11 protein-coding genes, 1 tRNA gene and 4 pseudogenes are annotated in these 16099 nt (G+C 39.3%); 10 read left to right on the top strand and 6 right to left on the bottom strand.

Annotation, left to right across the window (positions count from 1 at the left end; translation table 11 throughout):
• The first annotated feature begins 142 nt into the window (after nucleotides 1-142).
• Nucleotides 143-421, top strand: a complete 279-nt coding sequence (gene tnpA / locus HGP28_RS19485) for an IS66 family insertion sequence element accessory protein TnpA (RefSeq protein WP_439333865.1) — start codon at nucleotides 143-145, stop codon at nucleotides 419-421.
• Here tnpA (HGP28_RS19485) and HGP28_RS15020 read toward each other — a convergent pair.
• Together HGP28_RS15020 and HGP28_RS15015 are read right to left on the bottom strand one after the other, a co-directional pair.
• Complete coding sequence (locus tag HGP28_RS15020) at nucleotides 418-1254, bottom strand: IS3 family transposase (RefSeq protein ID WP_211092021.1); 837 nt, start codon at nucleotides 1252-1254, stop codon at nucleotides 418-420. The two genes, tnpA (HGP28_RS19485) and HGP28_RS15020, sit on opposite strands and share 4 nt — an antisense overlap.
• 11 nt (nucleotides 1255-1265) lie before the next feature.
• Nucleotides 1266-1562 carry a transposase gene (locus HGP28_RS15015; RefSeq protein WP_168837293.1) on the bottom strand — a complete coding sequence of 99 codons (297 nt, stop codon included), beginning with the start codon at nucleotides 1560-1562 and terminating at the stop codon, nucleotides 1266-1268.
• A 65-nt stretch (nucleotides 1563-1627) separates the two neighbouring features.
• Between HGP28_RS15015 and HGP28_RS15010 the strand changes: the two are divergent.
• Nucleotides 1628-1895: pseudogene (locus HGP28_RS15010) on the top strand (transposase); the annotation flags it as partial.
• Here the strand turns inward: HGP28_RS15010 and tnpA (HGP28_RS15005) are convergent.
• The 3 genes and pseudogenes from tnpA (HGP28_RS15005) to HGP28_RS14995 form a co-directional block, all read right to left on the bottom strand.
• A pseudogene (gene tnpA / locus HGP28_RS15005) lies at nucleotides 1889-2077 on the bottom strand (IS200/IS605 family transposase); the annotation flags it as partial. The pseudogenes HGP28_RS15010 and tnpA (HGP28_RS15005) overlap by 7 nt on opposite strands.
• Nucleotides 2078-2205: 128 nt before the next feature.
• On the bottom strand, nucleotides 2206-4254 hold the full coding sequence (locus tag HGP28_RS15000; protein ID WP_168837292.1) for a methyl-accepting chemotaxis protein: 2049 nt from the start codon (nucleotides 4252-4254) through the stop codon (nucleotides 2206-2208).
• Between the two features lie 803 nt (nucleotides 4255-5057).
• Complete coding sequence (locus tag HGP28_RS14995; RefSeq protein WP_168837291.1) at nucleotides 5058-6401, bottom strand: RICIN domain-containing protein; 1344 nt, start codon at nucleotides 6399-6401, stop codon at nucleotides 5058-5060.
• Nucleotides 6402-7134: 733 nt separating this feature from the next.
• Between HGP28_RS14995 and HGP28_RS14990 the strand changes: the two genes are divergently transcribed.
• The 5 genes and pseudogenes from HGP28_RS14990 to HGP28_RS19370 all read left to right on the top strand — a co-directional run bounded on the left by HGP28_RS14990 (nucleotide 7135) and on the right by HGP28_RS19370 (nucleotide 11584).
• Nucleotides 7135-7761, top strand: coding sequence for a bifunctional 4-hydroxy-2-oxoglutarate aldolase/2-dehydro-3-deoxy-phosphogluconate aldolase (locus HGP28_RS14990; protein WP_168837290.1), 627 nt, complete (start codon nucleotides 7135-7137; stop codon nucleotides 7759-7761).
• A gap of 528 nt (nucleotides 7762-8289) precedes the next feature.
• Nucleotides 8290-9210: pseudogene (locus HGP28_RS14985) on the top strand (IS5 family transposase).
• A 103-nt stretch (nucleotides 9211-9313) separates the two neighbouring features.
• The gene (locus HGP28_RS14980; protein WP_211092016.1) at nucleotides 9314-9763 is read left to right on the top strand and encodes a hypothetical protein; all 450 of its coding nucleotides are present in this window, start codon (nucleotides 9314-9316) and stop codon (nucleotides 9761-9763) included.
• A gap of 421 nt (nucleotides 9764-10184) precedes the next feature.
• Nucleotides 10185-11373, top strand: a pseudogene (locus HGP28_RS14975) (ISL3 family transposase).
• Nucleotides 11374-11407: 34 nt separating this feature from the next.
• On the top strand, nucleotides 11408-11584 hold the full coding sequence (locus tag HGP28_RS19370; RefSeq protein ID WP_168837288.1) for a phage integrase N-terminal SAM-like domain-containing protein: 177 nt from the start codon (nucleotides 11408-11410) through the stop codon (nucleotides 11582-11584).
• Between the two features lie 461 nt (nucleotides 11585-12045).
• On the opposite strand, the gene HGP28_RS14965 is transcribed toward HGP28_RS19370, so the two are convergent.
• A tRNA-Val gene (locus tag HGP28_RS14965) sits at nucleotides 12046-12122 on the bottom strand.
• A 282-nt stretch (nucleotides 12123-12404) separates the two neighbouring features.
• On the opposite strand from HGP28_RS14965, the gene HGP28_RS14960 reads away from it, so the two are divergent.
• The 3 genes from HGP28_RS14960 to HGP28_RS14950 are packed head-to-tail and all read left to right on the top strand — an operon-like array spanning nucleotide 12405 to nucleotide 16048.
• Nucleotides 12405-12977 (top strand): hypothetical protein, encoded by a 573-nt coding sequence (locus tag HGP28_RS14960; RefSeq protein WP_246225753.1) that lies wholly within the window; start codon nucleotides 12405-12407, stop codon nucleotides 12975-12977.
• Nucleotides 12978-12983: 6 nt separating this feature from the next.
• The gene (locus HGP28_RS14955) at nucleotides 12984-15464 is read left to right on the top strand and encodes a hypothetical protein (RefSeq protein ID WP_168837287.1); all 2481 of its coding nucleotides are present in this window, start codon (nucleotides 12984-12986) and stop codon (nucleotides 15462-15464) included.
• A complete protein-coding gene (locus tag HGP28_RS14950) occupies nucleotides 15461-16048 on the top strand; it encodes a hypothetical protein (RefSeq protein WP_168837286.1) in 588 nt (195 codons plus the stop codon). Before HGP28_RS14955 ends, HGP28_RS14950 begins: the two co-directional genes overlap by 4 nt.
• The last annotated feature ends 51 nt before the right edge of the window (nucleotides 16049-16099 follow it).

The raw sequence follows: 16099 nt of genomic DNA, 5'->3' as shown, positions 1-16099 counted from the left end.
AAACCCCATCATTTTAGTTGGGGTTTATCTTTTTATACGTTGGTGGAAATGTAACCCTGTAATGATCTAACCGAAATGTAAGCGCGTCATAAACCCCGTATTCTAATCACCTAACACGAATAATAAGATCACGTATCCAACTATGAGGAGACTTAAAATAGGAAAACGATACACTAATCAAGAGTGGCAAACGCTTATTGAGAAATCGCAAACAAGTTCGTTATTAAAGCTCGCTTTTTGCCAGCTCAACGGCGTAAATACTTCAAGGTTTTACACCAAGCGCGACCAGTTAAAAGACGCGCTAAAATCTCAACGCTTTATTCGATCAGAAGTCGTTGAAAAGACGACCTCCTATCAAATAGCCCACGCCCTAATACCTAATATGACTGTAATGGTCAACAAAATTTGGAGACTGTTTTAGGCACTTTTCAGTAAATTCATCTCATATCGTACTGGGGATATGTTACCCAACTTGTGGTGTTTTCTTTTCTGATTATAAAACGGCTCAATGTAGTTGATTATGTCTGCGATAGCTTGGTTTCTTGTCTCATAACGACGGTAATTAACTCGTTCTGACTTGAGACTTCTAAAAAATCGCTCTGTCACTGCGTTATCCAAACAGTTGCCAGCACGGCTCATACTCGATTCAACACCAAACTCTTTTAGTGAGCTTTGATAAGCAACACTCGTATACTGACAACCTTGGTCTGAGTGAAAAACCACATTACGATAAGCTCTTCGTTTTTGTACCGCTAATCGCAATGCTCGAGTGGTTAGCTCGATGTTTGGTTTATCAGAGAACGCCCAACTAATTACACGGCGAGAGCATAAATCCATGATGATGGCGAGATATAACCAACCTTGTTGCGTTCGAATATAGGTTATATCACCCGACCAATACGTGTTGAGTTGCTCAGGGTTAAATTGGCGATTGAGTTTATTAGGCGCAATAACAGACGCTACGCCACCAGATGGATATCGATGTTGCTTTGGTCGTTTCGCTACTAAGTTAAGGTTCTTCATCCAACGGCGAACCTTTTCAAGGCCAACTGTGAAACCCATATCCTGCAATTCTGATAACATCCGCCGCTTACCATAGGTCGCATCCATGTCGTTATGAATTTGCTGCATTGCGGCTTTTAATCGCACCATTTCAGCGTTGATAGCTTTGGGCTTTAACCGATAATAAAATGAACTGGCAGCGAGTGTTAAACAACGGCAAATCTGTTGTACTGTGTAGCCTATCTTCTTCAGTTTTACCGCAACTATCTGTTTTTGTTAATTTCGATTGCGTAGAAGGCTGAAGCTTTTTTTAACAGTTCATTGTCACTTTGAAGTTGTTTGAGCTGCTTTTCTAGCTCTTGAATCCTAAGCTGCTCTGGCGTCAAGGCCGTGACCTTAGGTGTTACTCCTGATAACTCTTGTCGATATTGTGCAACCCAACGTTGAATAGACGACAAGCCGACGTTCATTGCTGCGGCAGCATCTTTGTGACTGTTGCCATGAGTGATAACTAGCTCAGTACACTCGCGTTTAAACTCAGACGTAATTTTTCTTGGCATTTTTTACCTCTTTAGTTGTATAAAATCATACCTCTAAACAGGTCTCCAATCTAAGTCTACCGTTACAGTCAGAAATGGTGAGAAATGCGGCAAAAGTACTCAATATAGAGCTTCATTACTTGCCACCATATAGCCCAAGCTTAAATCGAATAGAGCGGCTTTGGAAAGTAACGAATGAGCATGTGAGGAACAATGTCTATTTTCCCTCGAAAGCAGCAGTCACCTCTGCTATCAAAACGTTTTTTTGATGTGACGCTACCAGAAGTTGCAGGCTCACTTGTACCCAGAATTATCAATAATTTTCAGATATTGAAGCCTGCATCTTCAAGTTGAACATGGTCTAGTTGAAAATTTAGCTCTAAGACTTCACAATCTTTGATATTGCATAATATGTAGATTGAACGATAAAGCTCTTTACCAACATTACCTTTCAAGATCTTAAATCTGTACTTTGGTGTTCACACTATATGGTATTTACAACCCCAATATACATGTGCTGAACTTCTATATTTCACATGTTTTTATTGCCCTCTTACCTGTGGTGAATAAGAATATTACTACTAAAATGGGCACTCCTTTGGGCAATAGCCCTAAAAGACAATCACCACCGCCCGAGGCGGTGGTTTTGGACTGACAATACATTTTATAATCTAAACTTTTGCACATTGGTGTAAAGCTTATCAGCTGATTCTTTTAATTCCTTTGTCGAGATAAGAGCCATTATTGTTTTATCTTTAATATCGCAGCTTTCATCAGAAATAGTCGTAATTCTTAAATTAATTTCTTCAGCAACTGATGTTTGCTCTTCAGTTGCTGTTGCAATTTGAATAGACTGCCCCATTATTAAATCGAAATCTTGCTTCATACTTTCAAGTGATTGAGAATTTTCATCAACAATAGAAACGGCTTTATCATTCTCGATTTGTAAAGCGATCATTTTATGAGTAACTGCCTGACTCTCTAGTTGAAGCCGTTCAATCTGATGGCGAATTGTTTCTGTTGACTCTTGTGTGCGGTGTGCCAAACTACGAACTTCATCAGCAACAACTGCAAAGCCGCGTCCTTGCTCACCAGCTCGAGCAGCTTCAATAGCAGCATTAAGTGCGAGCAGGTTAGTTTGCTCTGCAATTCCCTGAATAATTGTAATAACATTAGTAATAGCTTCAGCTTCTTTAGCAAGTGTCCCCATTACTCCCTGGGTATTTCCAAGTTCTAAAGTCAACGCAGCCATAATATCTCGACTTTTCTTCGCGTTATCAAAACTAATAATTGAAGTTTGATGCGCTTTTTCAACAGTATCAGAGGTACTCGCAGCCATATTTGCTACTTCTTGAATTGTACTTGACATCTCGTTTATCGCTACAGATATACTGTCAGTAGCGACAAACTGACTGTTAGATAACGTTTCTGATTTTTGCATATTTTCGACCATTAAATCACTTGTTTGGTGAATTAACTTCGCTTCTGACTGAACATTTTTTAATGTATCACGTAGACTGCCAACTAGCTCATTGAACACGCCAGCTAACTCCGTCAATTCATCAGAACCTCGCTGTTTTAATATGGTAGTAAGATCCTTGTTTTTTGAAATATGTCTATACATCATCACCATTTCATTTAAAGGAACTGTTATACTACGTGCAATTGTTATAGATAATACTATAAAAATTAGAAGTGCTAATATATCCAGACCGATAGTTTTATATACACTATATTTGGCTTTTAACTTTAAATCATCTTTAGTTGTAACCAATTCAATTACAACTTTTTTAATTGTGGTGTTAAACATATCAAATTGGATTTCATTAATGTTATCCCAATTAATGCTACCATCAATATCAAGGGGCTTATTTTGCGTATCATATATATTACTTCTAGCTTCAAGTGCAAGCGAGAACCATCTTTTTTGATTATCACTTTCAATCAATCCATTTGCAATGTCGATTAACTTTTGATTTGCAAAATTAAAGTATTCACTCTTAGCTCTTTCATACTTCTGGAAGCCACTCATAATCTCACCAAAAACATAAATATCTAACACACTGTTTTTTGCAAGATTAACCATACTATTATGAAACGTCGCCTCCATATTCATGGTAATTAACTTAGAATAAGCTGTAGCTGCTGGAATCAAATCCTTATTTACGGATGAAATCACAGAAACCTGGCTAATGGAATTAACGACCTTTTCTATTATTTGATTAAAGTCATACATTGTGTGTATTTCACGCCCAAATTGAGAGCGGAATATATTACTAGTATGACTTTTGCTATCGGCAACAAGCCTTATATAATTAGATTTTTTAATTAAAGGAATGATTTCTTTAATTTGTTCATATAAGCTTTGATATTTCATTAATTCATTTGTATTATTTTCAATGAATTTAACAAATCTCTCTTGAAAGAATAATGTCGATTCTCTAGATTTCATCATATTAAAATGTTCAGATTGAAAATCACTCTTATCACTATCTAAATAAATTCTTGTATAATAAGACTCTTTCAAAGCTGAGGTAATAAAAGGATAAGCAGATTCTGCATATTTTATTGCTGTATCGACCCTCTCAAGATTCGCTAGCTGTTGGCGCGCATCTCGTATCGAGATGGAGGATAAGACTAGGATAACAAAGATAGGCAACAAAATAAGTGCAACTACTCTTCTTTGAATGCGAATACTTCTCAATAAATTCACGAATAATCCTCGATGTACACAACAAATATAGTATTATTATTAACAATATTCCGATAGCTGTCTGCATTATGTGTCACACTTTGGCGCATTGGTTTACCAAATAAACATAAAAAGGAAACCAATGTGATGTGCATGGTACATGAGTTCGCGATGTCGCTATTCGCTAAAGTGATCTGCACGCTCCACTTCCCAAGTGGTAAGTCAATATTACAGTCCGTCATCGCATTAATGCCGTTGATGAGCTTTCTGAAATCGACGCAGTCACTATACAAACAAATTCCAGCAGCACTTAACGTTCGTTTCATGGCAGCGCACAAATCAGCCCATCTTGTATATTGAGGAATACTCAGTTTAATCGCACTGACGCGAAGTATCATGTTGGGTGGTGAGGCATAGATTAATTGATAGGTGGTCTCTTTTCCATGACTTCTGATGCTTAACGTAAAGCGTTGAACTATATACACCATTGAGCTGGAAAAAGTGAGCGTTAATAAAAATTTGTTTTATATTTATCAATAAACGCTCACCACTCTTGGCAGGTGCGCCGTATTGCAATTTCAATTCTTCTTATGATTAGAGAATTGATCTTATTACTCATGCTAGGTGATTAGAATACTGGGGTTATAGGGTGATTACTGTGTTTCTCGTAAGCAAGGCGTGCTCATCGAGTTTAGCGTTTAGTGCTGTCTCAATGGCCGCCTTGGTTAACATCTTGCGAAATTTAATTACTTAGCCTTGACATCATAAGTATAAACAGTCGGCGTTTTTCAAGATAGTTGACAGATAGTGTAGGAAAACATTAACTACTTAAACTTTAATCGTTGATTATTTCCTCCATCACAATACGCCTGAACAACACTTCCACCATTAGAAGTTATATTATTATTTAGTGCCAAACACATATCTGTTTTCTTATTTCTTAATTCAAATGTATCACTGTTTTTATCGAACAAAGTCCAAAGTTGGTTGTCTTCTGAAGAGTTACATATATACTGTTGAATTACTGCACCATCATTCCATTGTGAGCTGTCCGGCTTAAGCTCAACACAAAGTTGGCTCTTTTCTGATTGAATTAAATATTCACCATTCGATACATGAATAAAACTGAATTTCTGATTGATGTTCGAAGCATTGCAAGTCCATTGTTGATATTTACTTCCATTCCATAGGGCACCATCTGTTACATCGAGGCACTTATCACTGTGAATGAATTGTAAGTTTGTTGCTGAAGAAGGTGGAATAATCTCATTCCCTTCACCAGTGCTAACTGGCTTATAAACACGAATCCAATCAACATACATTTTGTTTTTTGACCCGTCGGCTAGGTCCGCGTCAGAAGCAATAATCCCCGCTTCAGACCGCCACGAGTGGTCCTCTGTATCAAGAATCAAAAACATTTCATGATCCATATTGTAGATGTTTTTATCTAGAATTTCTCCGGTGTAATCTTTATCTTTCATCACAACTTGTTCCCACGATCCTTTGGGAGTTTTTACACCATCAATATAGAATGTTACTTCAGTGGGGCTTTTCCAATAAGCTCCAAAACGGTGGAAACCATCTCTCCAATAATTTCCCCATCTAGGTGTGTTGTGCGTCTGATCATTAAAATCACTTTTAATAGTGTTGTCGTTATTACGGAAAAATACATGAAAGTTCGTTGACATATTTTTGGCAAACCAATCATCTTCAGCCCCCCCATAAACTTCTAATATATCAATTTCACGCTGATCATTTTCACTCAATAGCCAGAAGTTTGAAGAAAGTTCTAAATTACTAACTTTAATATTCGCTTCCATAAAGATAGGATACTTGACCTTAGTTTTAGAAGTAACAACACCAGCATTTACTTGCTCAGTACCCTCACGCCGTGAAGCACTAATAATCAAGTTACCATCTGCTACCCACGATTCATCTTGCTCCCAGTATGTTAAACCTGGCCCAATCCAGTTATGAAAATATTTATCATTCCATTTGCTTGTAAATGTTGAGTTCTTACCATTGTAATTAAAAGAATCAGAGTAAGCTTCTTGCAACTCCCATTTTTGGTCATCGTCCAATTCAGCTGGAATTGGAATAGAATCCCAATCATTAGCAAACGCAATTGCAGGGATCACTACGAGTACGGACAACATGTTTCGTTTCATTCTTTATCCTTAATATATTGTTAATAACTACAGGCTCAATATTGGTACTACGAGTAGCTACAAATTCATAGAACCAATACCTGCAATTGACGCACCATTGTGCAATCAGATTCAAATTTGGTATCATGATCAACCTAAATTGTATCGAAATGTCGTGAGAGTCACTAAGAATGCGATCTTCGCATTAGACTATAGTCGGCGCGTTTCACATTTGTCTCAATAGATTTGATATTGAAAAAATTGGTTGACCAAATGAAAGCTTAACAATATCATTGTCTATAGTTAATGCTCATAAAGTTCATTGCATTAGATGGAAAGCTCATTAATTTATAAATCTTAATGTTTAAACTCTTATTGACCTATGAATTAGCACAACACAAATTTCTTATTTACATACATTAAACCAATTTTAATGCAAATCTGAAGGAGGGATAACAAGGACACATAAGATATCATCGACTTTGGTAAACCATTATTTGAGTTTAATAAGTTTAAATAGCTCATCTAGGGCGAAACTGAATATTTAAGTGTTTTGGATATGATATATAAATTTAGGGCCCTATTGATAGTGGTGCTGAAATCTTATATCTACTATATCAATGATCATTCTCTCGAGTTCAGATTTTCATATTACAAATGCTACAAGCTAAATTACTATTAATCGCATTGGTATAGCTGCACCATTGTCTAATTTACAATAAATACTACATAAAATTTAAGGAACGCTTTGATTATGGCCACATTAAATGAACGACTAGTTCAATATAAAATCATCCCTGTTATTGCAATTGATAATCCACTTGACATACTTCCTCTTGGAGAACAGCTCGTTAAAAATGGTTTACCGGTAGCTGAAATTACGTTTCGCTCTGATGCCGCTGAAGAAGCAATACGCTTACTTCGAAAGCATTATCCTACAATGCTTATTGGAGCTGGAACAGTTCTAAATGAAGTCCAAGTAGTTTCAGCAAAAGAAGCTGGAGCTGACTTTGTTGTATCTCCTGGACTAAACCCTAATACTGTAAAAGCATGTCAAAAACATCATATTGCAATTATCCCAGGAGTGAATAATCCCTCACAGGTTGAACAAGCATTAGAGCTCGGACTTGACACCGTAAAATTTTTTCCTGCCGAAGCTTCTGGTGGTTTACCCATGTTAAAATCGTTGTTGGGGCCTTACAAACAAATTAAAGTCATGCCTACGGGAGGTATTGGAAAAAGCAATATTCACGAGTATCTATCCTTGCCGGAAGTTCTTGCTTGCGGTGGTACATGGATGGTTGATAAAGAGTTAATTATTAACGAGAATTGGACTCGTATAGGGCAGCTTGTTAAAGAAATTGTTGATGCGGTCAACTAGGAAAAAATCACTAGATTATCCTCTCATATATACTCACACAAAGAGCCTACTCATACAGGCTCTTCTTTAAAAAAATTTTTGCCTTATGTTTTTTTAGTTATACATATCAAGGCTATCTAGTGATTCTTACAAAGTAAGATATCCTATAACTTAAATTTTTAACATAATTTACTCACTTCCATGCATCTAAACATATAAAACACTCATGCTCAGATACTTTATTTATATTTTATCACAACTAACTCTTCAAGGCGTTTCTGTACAAATTAAATACACACTAAATAATTATATTGGATACTGTAAAATCACCATTAATAACTTTTGCATCTATCTAAAGCATAAAAACAAATTAACATATTTTTATTATAAGCAAAGGTGATGGATGGTGCCAGTAGCATAGCAATGATATAATTGCATCATAGATAAGATTTATTTTTTATGTAATGACCGACATTGTTGCGTAAATCGAAGGAACTAAATCCAAAGCTTACGATCTGATCGGCTACATTCATTCAACTCTGTAGTCTCATGTCGAAACCTCGTTACAAAACAAGCAACTGGAAGCAATACAATCAAACTCTAATAAACCGAGGCTCTCTGACGTTTTAGATTGACGAGGAAGCGATAATAGATCGGAAACAAGGCAAGCAAAACAAGCGCGGGAGACCTCGTTTTTTCAGTGAGTTAGCCATCACAACCGCTTTGATGATAAAGCGTATTTTTTCAATGCCACTTCGCGCTTCGCAAGGCTTTATTGATTCCGTGTTTCAACTTGCTCACCTTCCACTGCGCTGCGCACATTACAGTTGTATCAGTCGTCGAGCCAAAGACGTTGATGTAAGTTTTAAGACGAAAACCAAAGGAGCGATTCAGCATCTTGCTATCGATGCGACAGGTCTCAAGGTTTATGGTGAGGGCGAGTGGAAAGTAAAAAAGCATGGCACGGATGGTAAACGCAGAGTGTGGCGAAAATTACATCTCGCAGTTGATACGAGTACGCACGAAATTATTGCCGCAGAGTTGAGTTTATCAAAGGTGACTGATGCAGAGGTGTTGCCTAATTTACTTAAACAAACACGTCGTAAAATCCTTGAGATATCCGGCGATGGGGCTTATGACACGAGGGATTGCCACGCAGCAATCCGTATCAAACGAGCTGTAGCACTTATCCCTCCAAGAGAGGGGGCGGCATTCTGGGAACGAGGTCATCCGAGAAATTTAGCAGTTGGTTGTCAAAAGCTATATGGTTCGAATAAGCATTGGAAAAAGCGCTATGGTTACCACAAGCGTTCGCTATCTGAAACGGCGATGTATCGAGTCAAACAGTTGTTTGATGGACGGCTATGTCTAAGAAATTACAACGCACATCTTGGTGAAACCTATGCGATGATCAAAGCATTGAACAAGCTTACAGGGCTTGGTATGCCTAAAACTTGCCGTGTTGGATAAAAATTAATCCAAATGGGCTGTTCGGCTTCGAAAATGAATTACGCAACAAAGCCGGTCATTGCATACTTTAAACTGAATTGCGCAGCAAAGTAGGTTAGTTAAAGTGTTTGATTGCAAAATCATTGTACAAATTACAAGCACATTAGCTAAAATTGAATTTCGAGTCGAGAAACCACATTCAGGAAGCTTAGTGATGGCAATTGGGATAAATATTACTTCTGAGCAACGAAAAACTGCACTCCAGACAGCATTACGAATCCTGGATAAGTGGCGATGTAACGATACCGAAAAAAACATTTTGTTAGGTATAAATTGTGATTGTCAAGACCTTGAAATCAGCGAGCCGACATTAGAAAGGATCAGCTATATCCTCGGTATTCATAAGGCATTACGACAGATTTTTACTAGTGATGAAACTGTCTATGGTTGGATACGTAAACCCAATAGCCATCCCGCCCTAGCGAATGGTTCCGCAATGGACTACATGCTATTAGGGAACGCATCTTCGATATCAACGGTTGCAAAACTCATCAAGGGCTATAGTGGACAGTGAACTCCTAAAACTTGTATATTAACGTTATGATCTTGATAATCATGCTTAAATAAACATTATTCAACAAATTTTTACCCTACCAGTCCCCCTTTATCCATTGCTCCTTTAATTAATCGACTGAAAAATAGCTAAAGCACCATTGTGAACGTTGTCTTCTGGCGAAAGCGAGTACTGCGCACAACGCTGCGCTCGGTTATCTCATACCCACCAAAAATTACATTTGGATTCATATAGATAGAAAAGTAACCGGAGATAACTATGAATGACTTTGCACGGTTATCCTAAATTTCGTTCTCATTTTCACCAAAACTCACTTATACCTGTATATTAATGGCTCTTCACCGTTCATGGTGGAAAATCTTTCTTTCCAAACTATAGAATCAGACCGAGAATAGAATGAAATTCAGCGGCTCGATTGAAAATGAAAGATACTGCACTTTATGATGCCATGCTCGGGCTTGTTTCACCATGGGACGTTTCGTCGGTTAACAGTCACATAGAATAACTGTCACGGTCACGTAGGCCAAAGACACTGTTCAATGCCCACCTTGCCAGAAAAAAGTCAGAAAACATGATTCACGTAATCGTGTTTTGCGTCACCCAGATACATGCCAATTTGAAACCTACATCGAAGCCAAAATTCCTCGCTGTGACTGTACAAAGCATGGGATGCAAACGCTTTCAGTTCCCTGGACATCTTCAGGAAATAGATATTTGGAGTTGTTTAAAGCGAAACTCATTGAAGCACTCCAAATCACGTCACTACTTGCTGTAGCCAAGCTGTTTCGACTCAGTTGGGGTGCTATCGACCGGATAATGGGTAGAGCCGTTTGTAGAGAGCTTTCTCGACGGCAATTGGACAACGTTGAGCACCTGTTGGTTGATGAAAAAGCGTTTTGCCGAGGCCACGACTATGTCACTGCGGGGCAAGTTAACGCTGTTTCGATGAAAAAACTCACAAAGCCTTGCCGCCTGTTACGCAGTGTTACCGATGAAGGCCAAATTACAAACCCGCTCTGTGTCTATGGATATGAGCCGTGCTTTTATCAATGCAACAGAAGCCTATTTTGGTCACAGAGCCAAGCAGGTCATATCTATTGACCACTTTCATATCGCTAAACTCCTGACCAAAGCAGTAGGTGATGTGCGTAAGCAAGACGCGGAATCTCTTCCTTCATCAATGCCGAACTCGTTATGGTTGGCTAAAACGAGACGATCGTCTCAGTAAACAGCTGAGAGTTCGCATCTGTGAATTATCAAAGATAATGGCAAATACGGAATTAAGTTGGGTGTTCAAGGAGCAAGCCAGACTCATTTGGAAAGGAAACTGAGTACAAGGTGCCAAAAGCCAATGGTTAGAGTGGTTAGCTCTGATAAAAGCCATCCAGATCAAGCCGATGATAAATGCTGCCAATGCAGTGAAGGAGCATCTACGGAGAATACTCAATGCAATGAGAATGCGCGTATCCATTGGGCTTGCTGAGGCAATAAATACACAGATTCAATATATAAAGTTGCGTGCTAGGGGGTATCGGAACAAGAGCAGATTTAAAATGGCGATATTGTTCCACTTTGGACAGCTTGATATGGCTTTCCACCATAAACGGTGAAGAGCCATATAAATACAGTTACATTGAGGTCGTGATGTCTCGCTCACCTTTTATGGAAAAAGTGCGTACCGAGCTACGTACTCGTCAATACAGCACTAGAACCGAGAAAAATTATCTTTATTGGATCCGATGGTTTATTCGCTTCAATGGCTTAAGACACCCTGAAAGCATCATAGCGCATTTACGAACGTGGGCGCTTTTCATTCGCTAGCACATCACCTTTATGTTTCTCGAACTTTACAATCCCAAAAACGCATAGTTATGCAAAATTGCAACTCGCACTGAAACGCTGCGATCCACCTATGAGTGGCGGATCAAAATGACATCCACATTATGAGAAAAAATGTGGCACCAGCACTTTGTGGGCTGACCCCTGCCCTGTTTTGCCATGAGCACTGTTTTAGTTGGTCACAGCGCCTGACCCATGTTTTACAAAATTTTTCGTTCTTCAAAAACGACTTTGGTGCCCATTCGTGGTCACCACGTGGTCACAAAACCCATGAAAAAAACAAGCGTCATTTGGTCACCGAAACAATGCCAAATAAAAATTCACAATGATGAATAAGAAGGCAGTGGAAAATTCGAGGGGAATAGATATGAAATTGGCATACGCCAGATACAACAAAGCCAAGCGTAATGCTTGGCTTTGTGCTTGTTCTATTAGAACGAATATGGTGGATCCGGGCGAACTCGAATCGCCGACCCCCGCCATGTCAAGGCGGTACTCTAACCAACTGAGCTACGGATCCAGACTTTATCTCTTTTGCATAAAAATGCAAAAATAGATGGTGCGTCCAGGCAGACTCGAACTGCCGACCCCTACCATGTCAAGACAGGCTATCAAAAAAAACTATAACCGCAAAACAGTCGTTTATAAATTTTATCAACACGTTAAGTTGATTTAACGACCTTCTTTTTCTAACTTTAAATACGTAACTGCTTTCATATGTTCACTTAAGGGTCACAATTCTAAAGTGTCTATTAAGGATAAACCTTGAGCCTTGTTTTAGTCTAGCATCGGAGGGATGAAAATGCGTTTAGATGAGATGGAGCGATTTCATAGGAACATTTTGACTCAGGCTCAATGGCAACCTATTGCAATAGACTTGCTCGTTCAGGACGATATTCTCGAGTCCATGTTTGCCGCCGCCCACCCTTCTTCACTACTCAGAAATCAGGCGCAGCCGGGACAAAATAGCAATTTTCGATTTAATTTACTTGCTCTCCAATCACCTGTTATCTGCTATTCATTTCGGCGCCATTATCGCTATTTGTCAGGAGCATTTACGGTTGAAAAATGGTCTAAGGCCATCGCTGATAGGCAATTAGAATCCGATACAACAATGCCTGTTTTTATCCTGCCTAAAAAACCCAGCGAAACCATTCGACGACAATTAATCCAATTCGACTTAACCAATAATTTATTAGACAAATGCTTTGTCAGTGACACCAAAAAGCTCAGTTTTGTTTTGCGCAATTGGTTTAAAAAGGACAAAGATGCACGAAGTATTTTTCAGTCTCAAGAGTGGCGGTCGCTATATCCTCAACTGAATACCGCCGAAAAAGTTGCCAACTACCTATCAATTACCAAAAAGGATTTTTAATATTCTATGAGTCATTCTCTGGAACAAAACATCAATACCTTATTAGTCAATGCCCCTCAGGAGATAATTGATGCTTGGCAATCTATTGCTGTTTATATTGAGTGTCCAGACAATTTAAGATCGTTAAAACTCGCGGTTCATGCACTGGAAAGTTGCGCTAGATTTAAACCCAATAATTTTGAGCGAACGTTTAATTTAGAGGCCGGTATATCAAACGCTCTCTTCTCACCATTTTCCTCCATCAACTCAAGCGAATTTCCAGACTATTCGAATAAAACCTTAGCCAAAGGCTCAAAAACCGAACGACCAATATACGCGCTACTTCATCAATTAAATGATATCGTCGATCGTTATTTAGCTAACACATTATTGGTTTTTCTTGATCACTACTTTACAAATGAAGCAGCCATAAAAAAATTCAATCGAGACTACCAAATATTCTCCTCAATTCGATTACTTTATACCGATATCAATTTCGATCGTTCTTATTTATCCGAGTCGATTCCAAATGATATTGCTTTGCACCTGACGCAATATAAAGAAGAGTTACTCTTATTAGACAACAATGAACCAAAACGTCAAATGCTGCCCCATATCAGAGAGCTGACTCATTTTTATCAGTTAGATTGGAAAACTCGAGCTGCTCGGTGTCGCAAAAGCAGTAAAACCATTCGCAGTGCTTATAGAAAAATAAAACCAGAGCGTATTATTGGCAGTCGCGCATTATCAACTTATCCATTAAAACAGAATTCGGCTTCATTTCATGAAAGCCACACCGAAAATGGAGCCACTTTTTATGAAGATTATCCCGCGCTGCATGTGGTTGACTTGGCACCGTCAGAAACAAGAAAACCGTCTCATGAATTACCTGATTACTCTTTGCTACACGATCAAACAAAGGAAAAAGCCAAAGCCAGAAGTATTCAACATGCAGTAAATCAATCGCACAACATCACCTGCCTCGCGCGCACCATACTTCAGCCACACGAGCTGAGTTACCTATGGCAAGAGTTACTCTCAAATCGACGTGGCGAAGTGAACAAGATTGATAAGCATAAGGTACGATTCGTCATAACGGTTTGCTTAATGTTTGCCCGTGAGTTAGACAGTGCGCTGCAGCTACAATATTCATCTCTACAAACGGGAGTAGACGATGGCTTTTGGCACACGAAGCACAAAACAACGTTAGTCACCTCCGTAACGCCAACCGCCAGGCGTACTAAGTTCAAAGAAAGTCCTGATTTACTTAAAACTGACGGAAATATTTCGTTGGTACTACCTGAGTCATTCCATCAACAATTGCAAGCTTGCCAGTTTCACTCTGGTACGTTGAAGGACAATCTTGGCGGAATAAAGCAAGTTCGCAAAGCTATTGACCAGTTGCTGGCGACGCTCAATCAAAAACACGGCTGCCAAATCAGCTTAAAACGTATCGAAAATCACCTCAAAAATGACATCACCGCCCGTGAACAATTCGACCCCGTGTTGTTAGAGCCTCTTAGTGGAACCCAAAACTACTTTACGCGCTCTCCGAGACATTACGCTTGGTATCAATGCGATGAATTAGCCTCTCAGCTAACCTCACTTTGGCAAAAGAGTTTACATAAAAAGTTTGACGTGCTCGAAACCATGACGCTGTGCTTTGATGAATCCCAGCCTGGCTTTGGCTCAGAATTTACACCAAGCTTCGAGGCGCTCAAGCGATTAGTCTCATTGCTTACAAGTGATATTAATCGCTGGTCGGCGTTTGATGCCTGTAAAACATTAGACGCGGCAATTAGTTACCATAATGCATACACACTATATACCGTCTATCTGCTCTTTATCGCAACCGGTTACCGTGCGGTTTCCAATCCATTACCCAGTTTTAGCTTCGCGCTAATGCGCTACAACGCCATTTGCATTTCAGATAAAGACAGCGCGATCACCTTTGCTCACATGCGGGTTATTGCTTGTCCTACGCTCTTAAAAACACAACTGACATTTTATCAACACCACCTTGATGCGTTTGCTCGCTTATTGGCGCACAACTTTCCATTCGAAGCCGGTCAATTGCTTTGGCATCGCTCTCATCAGCGTTTTATCGAGCTAACGTCTAAAAATGCACGACTCGATTGGCATGAGTCAGCAAAAAATTCACAGAAGAATGATGGCCTATTTTTGTTGTTTGAAAAAAATGAGGATGGCACTTATCGCACGACCAATACATATCCTGCAAGCATCATGGCGATGTCTGGACATTTACCTGACTTACCACTGAATTTTGGTCGCCATTATTTGCGCAGATATTTGCAGCGCGCCGAGGTTGACCAAGAGTTGATCAAATTTCAGATGGGCCATTGGGTAACCGGTGAAAACCCACTTGAGCGTCATTCATCACTTTGTATGCAAGACGCGGTTGCCACCTTATTGCCAATTTTAGATGAAATGTTGGATGAAATGAATTGGCAATCTATACCCTCGGCGCTAACTAGGATGCGTTTATGAGCCGTGAACAACGCTTATCAGTAGATGGTTTAAAACCACAATTCGAGACGTTAGCATTAAGTGAGTTATCGAAAGGCGCACTACCGCCTCTTCCACCTCAAGCGTCAAATAACAATAGTGACGACAATGACAGCGTAAAAAGTCTCTTCACTCTCGTTGAAGACAGTGAAACGGAGCGGTTATCTATAATCGATAAGGTCTATACACATGTCGTCAACCTAGCTCGACATAGCGACAACCAAATCACGACTGAGTCGATCACGATGGTGATCAAAAAACTGCCCAATGATCAGTCTGGGCCACTGCATCGTTTAGTCCTCAACCTGCTACTTTTTTTCATCGAAAAGCAAACTGGGATCCGCGCGCCCGACCTTGGCGCTTCAATCACCTTAAAGCAGCCCTTACCTACCCTAACGCCAGATACTTTTTTAAATTCAGAGCTTAGCGATGCGTTATACCAATTAATCGAATCAAAATCCGCACTCACAGCCTATCTTGAGTCACCTGAAAAGCATGTGGCTTATCTTTGTTTGTGGTTGATATTAAAAGAGGGTATCACCGATCATGTAATAGCCCCCAATTAAAACGGACACTCATTAGTTAAGCGATAGGCTTAGACCTATCTTTAAGGAGTG

The organism is Vibrio agarilyticus, from assembly GCF_012641465.1.
GTDB classification, from domain to species: domain Bacteria; phylum Pseudomonadota; class Gammaproteobacteria; order Enterobacterales; family Vibrionaceae; genus Vibrio; species Vibrio agarilyticus.
Note: the sequence above shows the minus strand (reverse complement) of the source record. Positions and strands in the feature narration are given on the sequence as shown.

Coding starts and splice junctions, on each gene's coding strand:
- tnpA (WP_439333865.1), top strand. CDS start 143: ATGAGGAGACTTAAAATAGGAAAACGATACACTAATCAAGAGTGGCAA.
- HGP28_RS15015 (WP_168837293.1), bottom strand. CDS start 1,562: ATGCCAAGAAAAATTACGTCTGAGTTTAAACGCGAGTGTACTGAGCTA.
- HGP28_RS14995 (WP_168837291.1), bottom strand. CDS start 6,401: ATGAAACGAAACATGTTGTCCGTACTCGTAGTGATCCCTGCAATTGCG.
- HGP28_RS14990 (WP_168837290.1), top strand. CDS start 7,135: ATGGCCACATTAAATGAACGACTAGTTCAATATAAAATCATCCCTGTT.
- HGP28_RS19370 (WP_168837288.1), top strand. CDS start 11,408: ATGTCTCGCTCACCTTTTATGGAAAAAGTGCGTACCGAGCTACGTACT.
- HGP28_RS14960 (WP_246225753.1), top strand. CDS start 12,405: ATGCGTTTAGATGAGATGGAGCGATTTCATAGGAACATTTTGACTCAG.
- HGP28_RS14955 (WP_168837287.1), top strand. CDS start 12,984: ATGAGTCATTCTCTGGAACAAAACATCAATACCTTATTAGTCAATGCC.
- HGP28_RS14950 (WP_168837286.1), top strand. CDS start 15,461: ATGAGCCGTGAACAACGCTTATCAGTAGATGGTTTAAAACCACAATTC.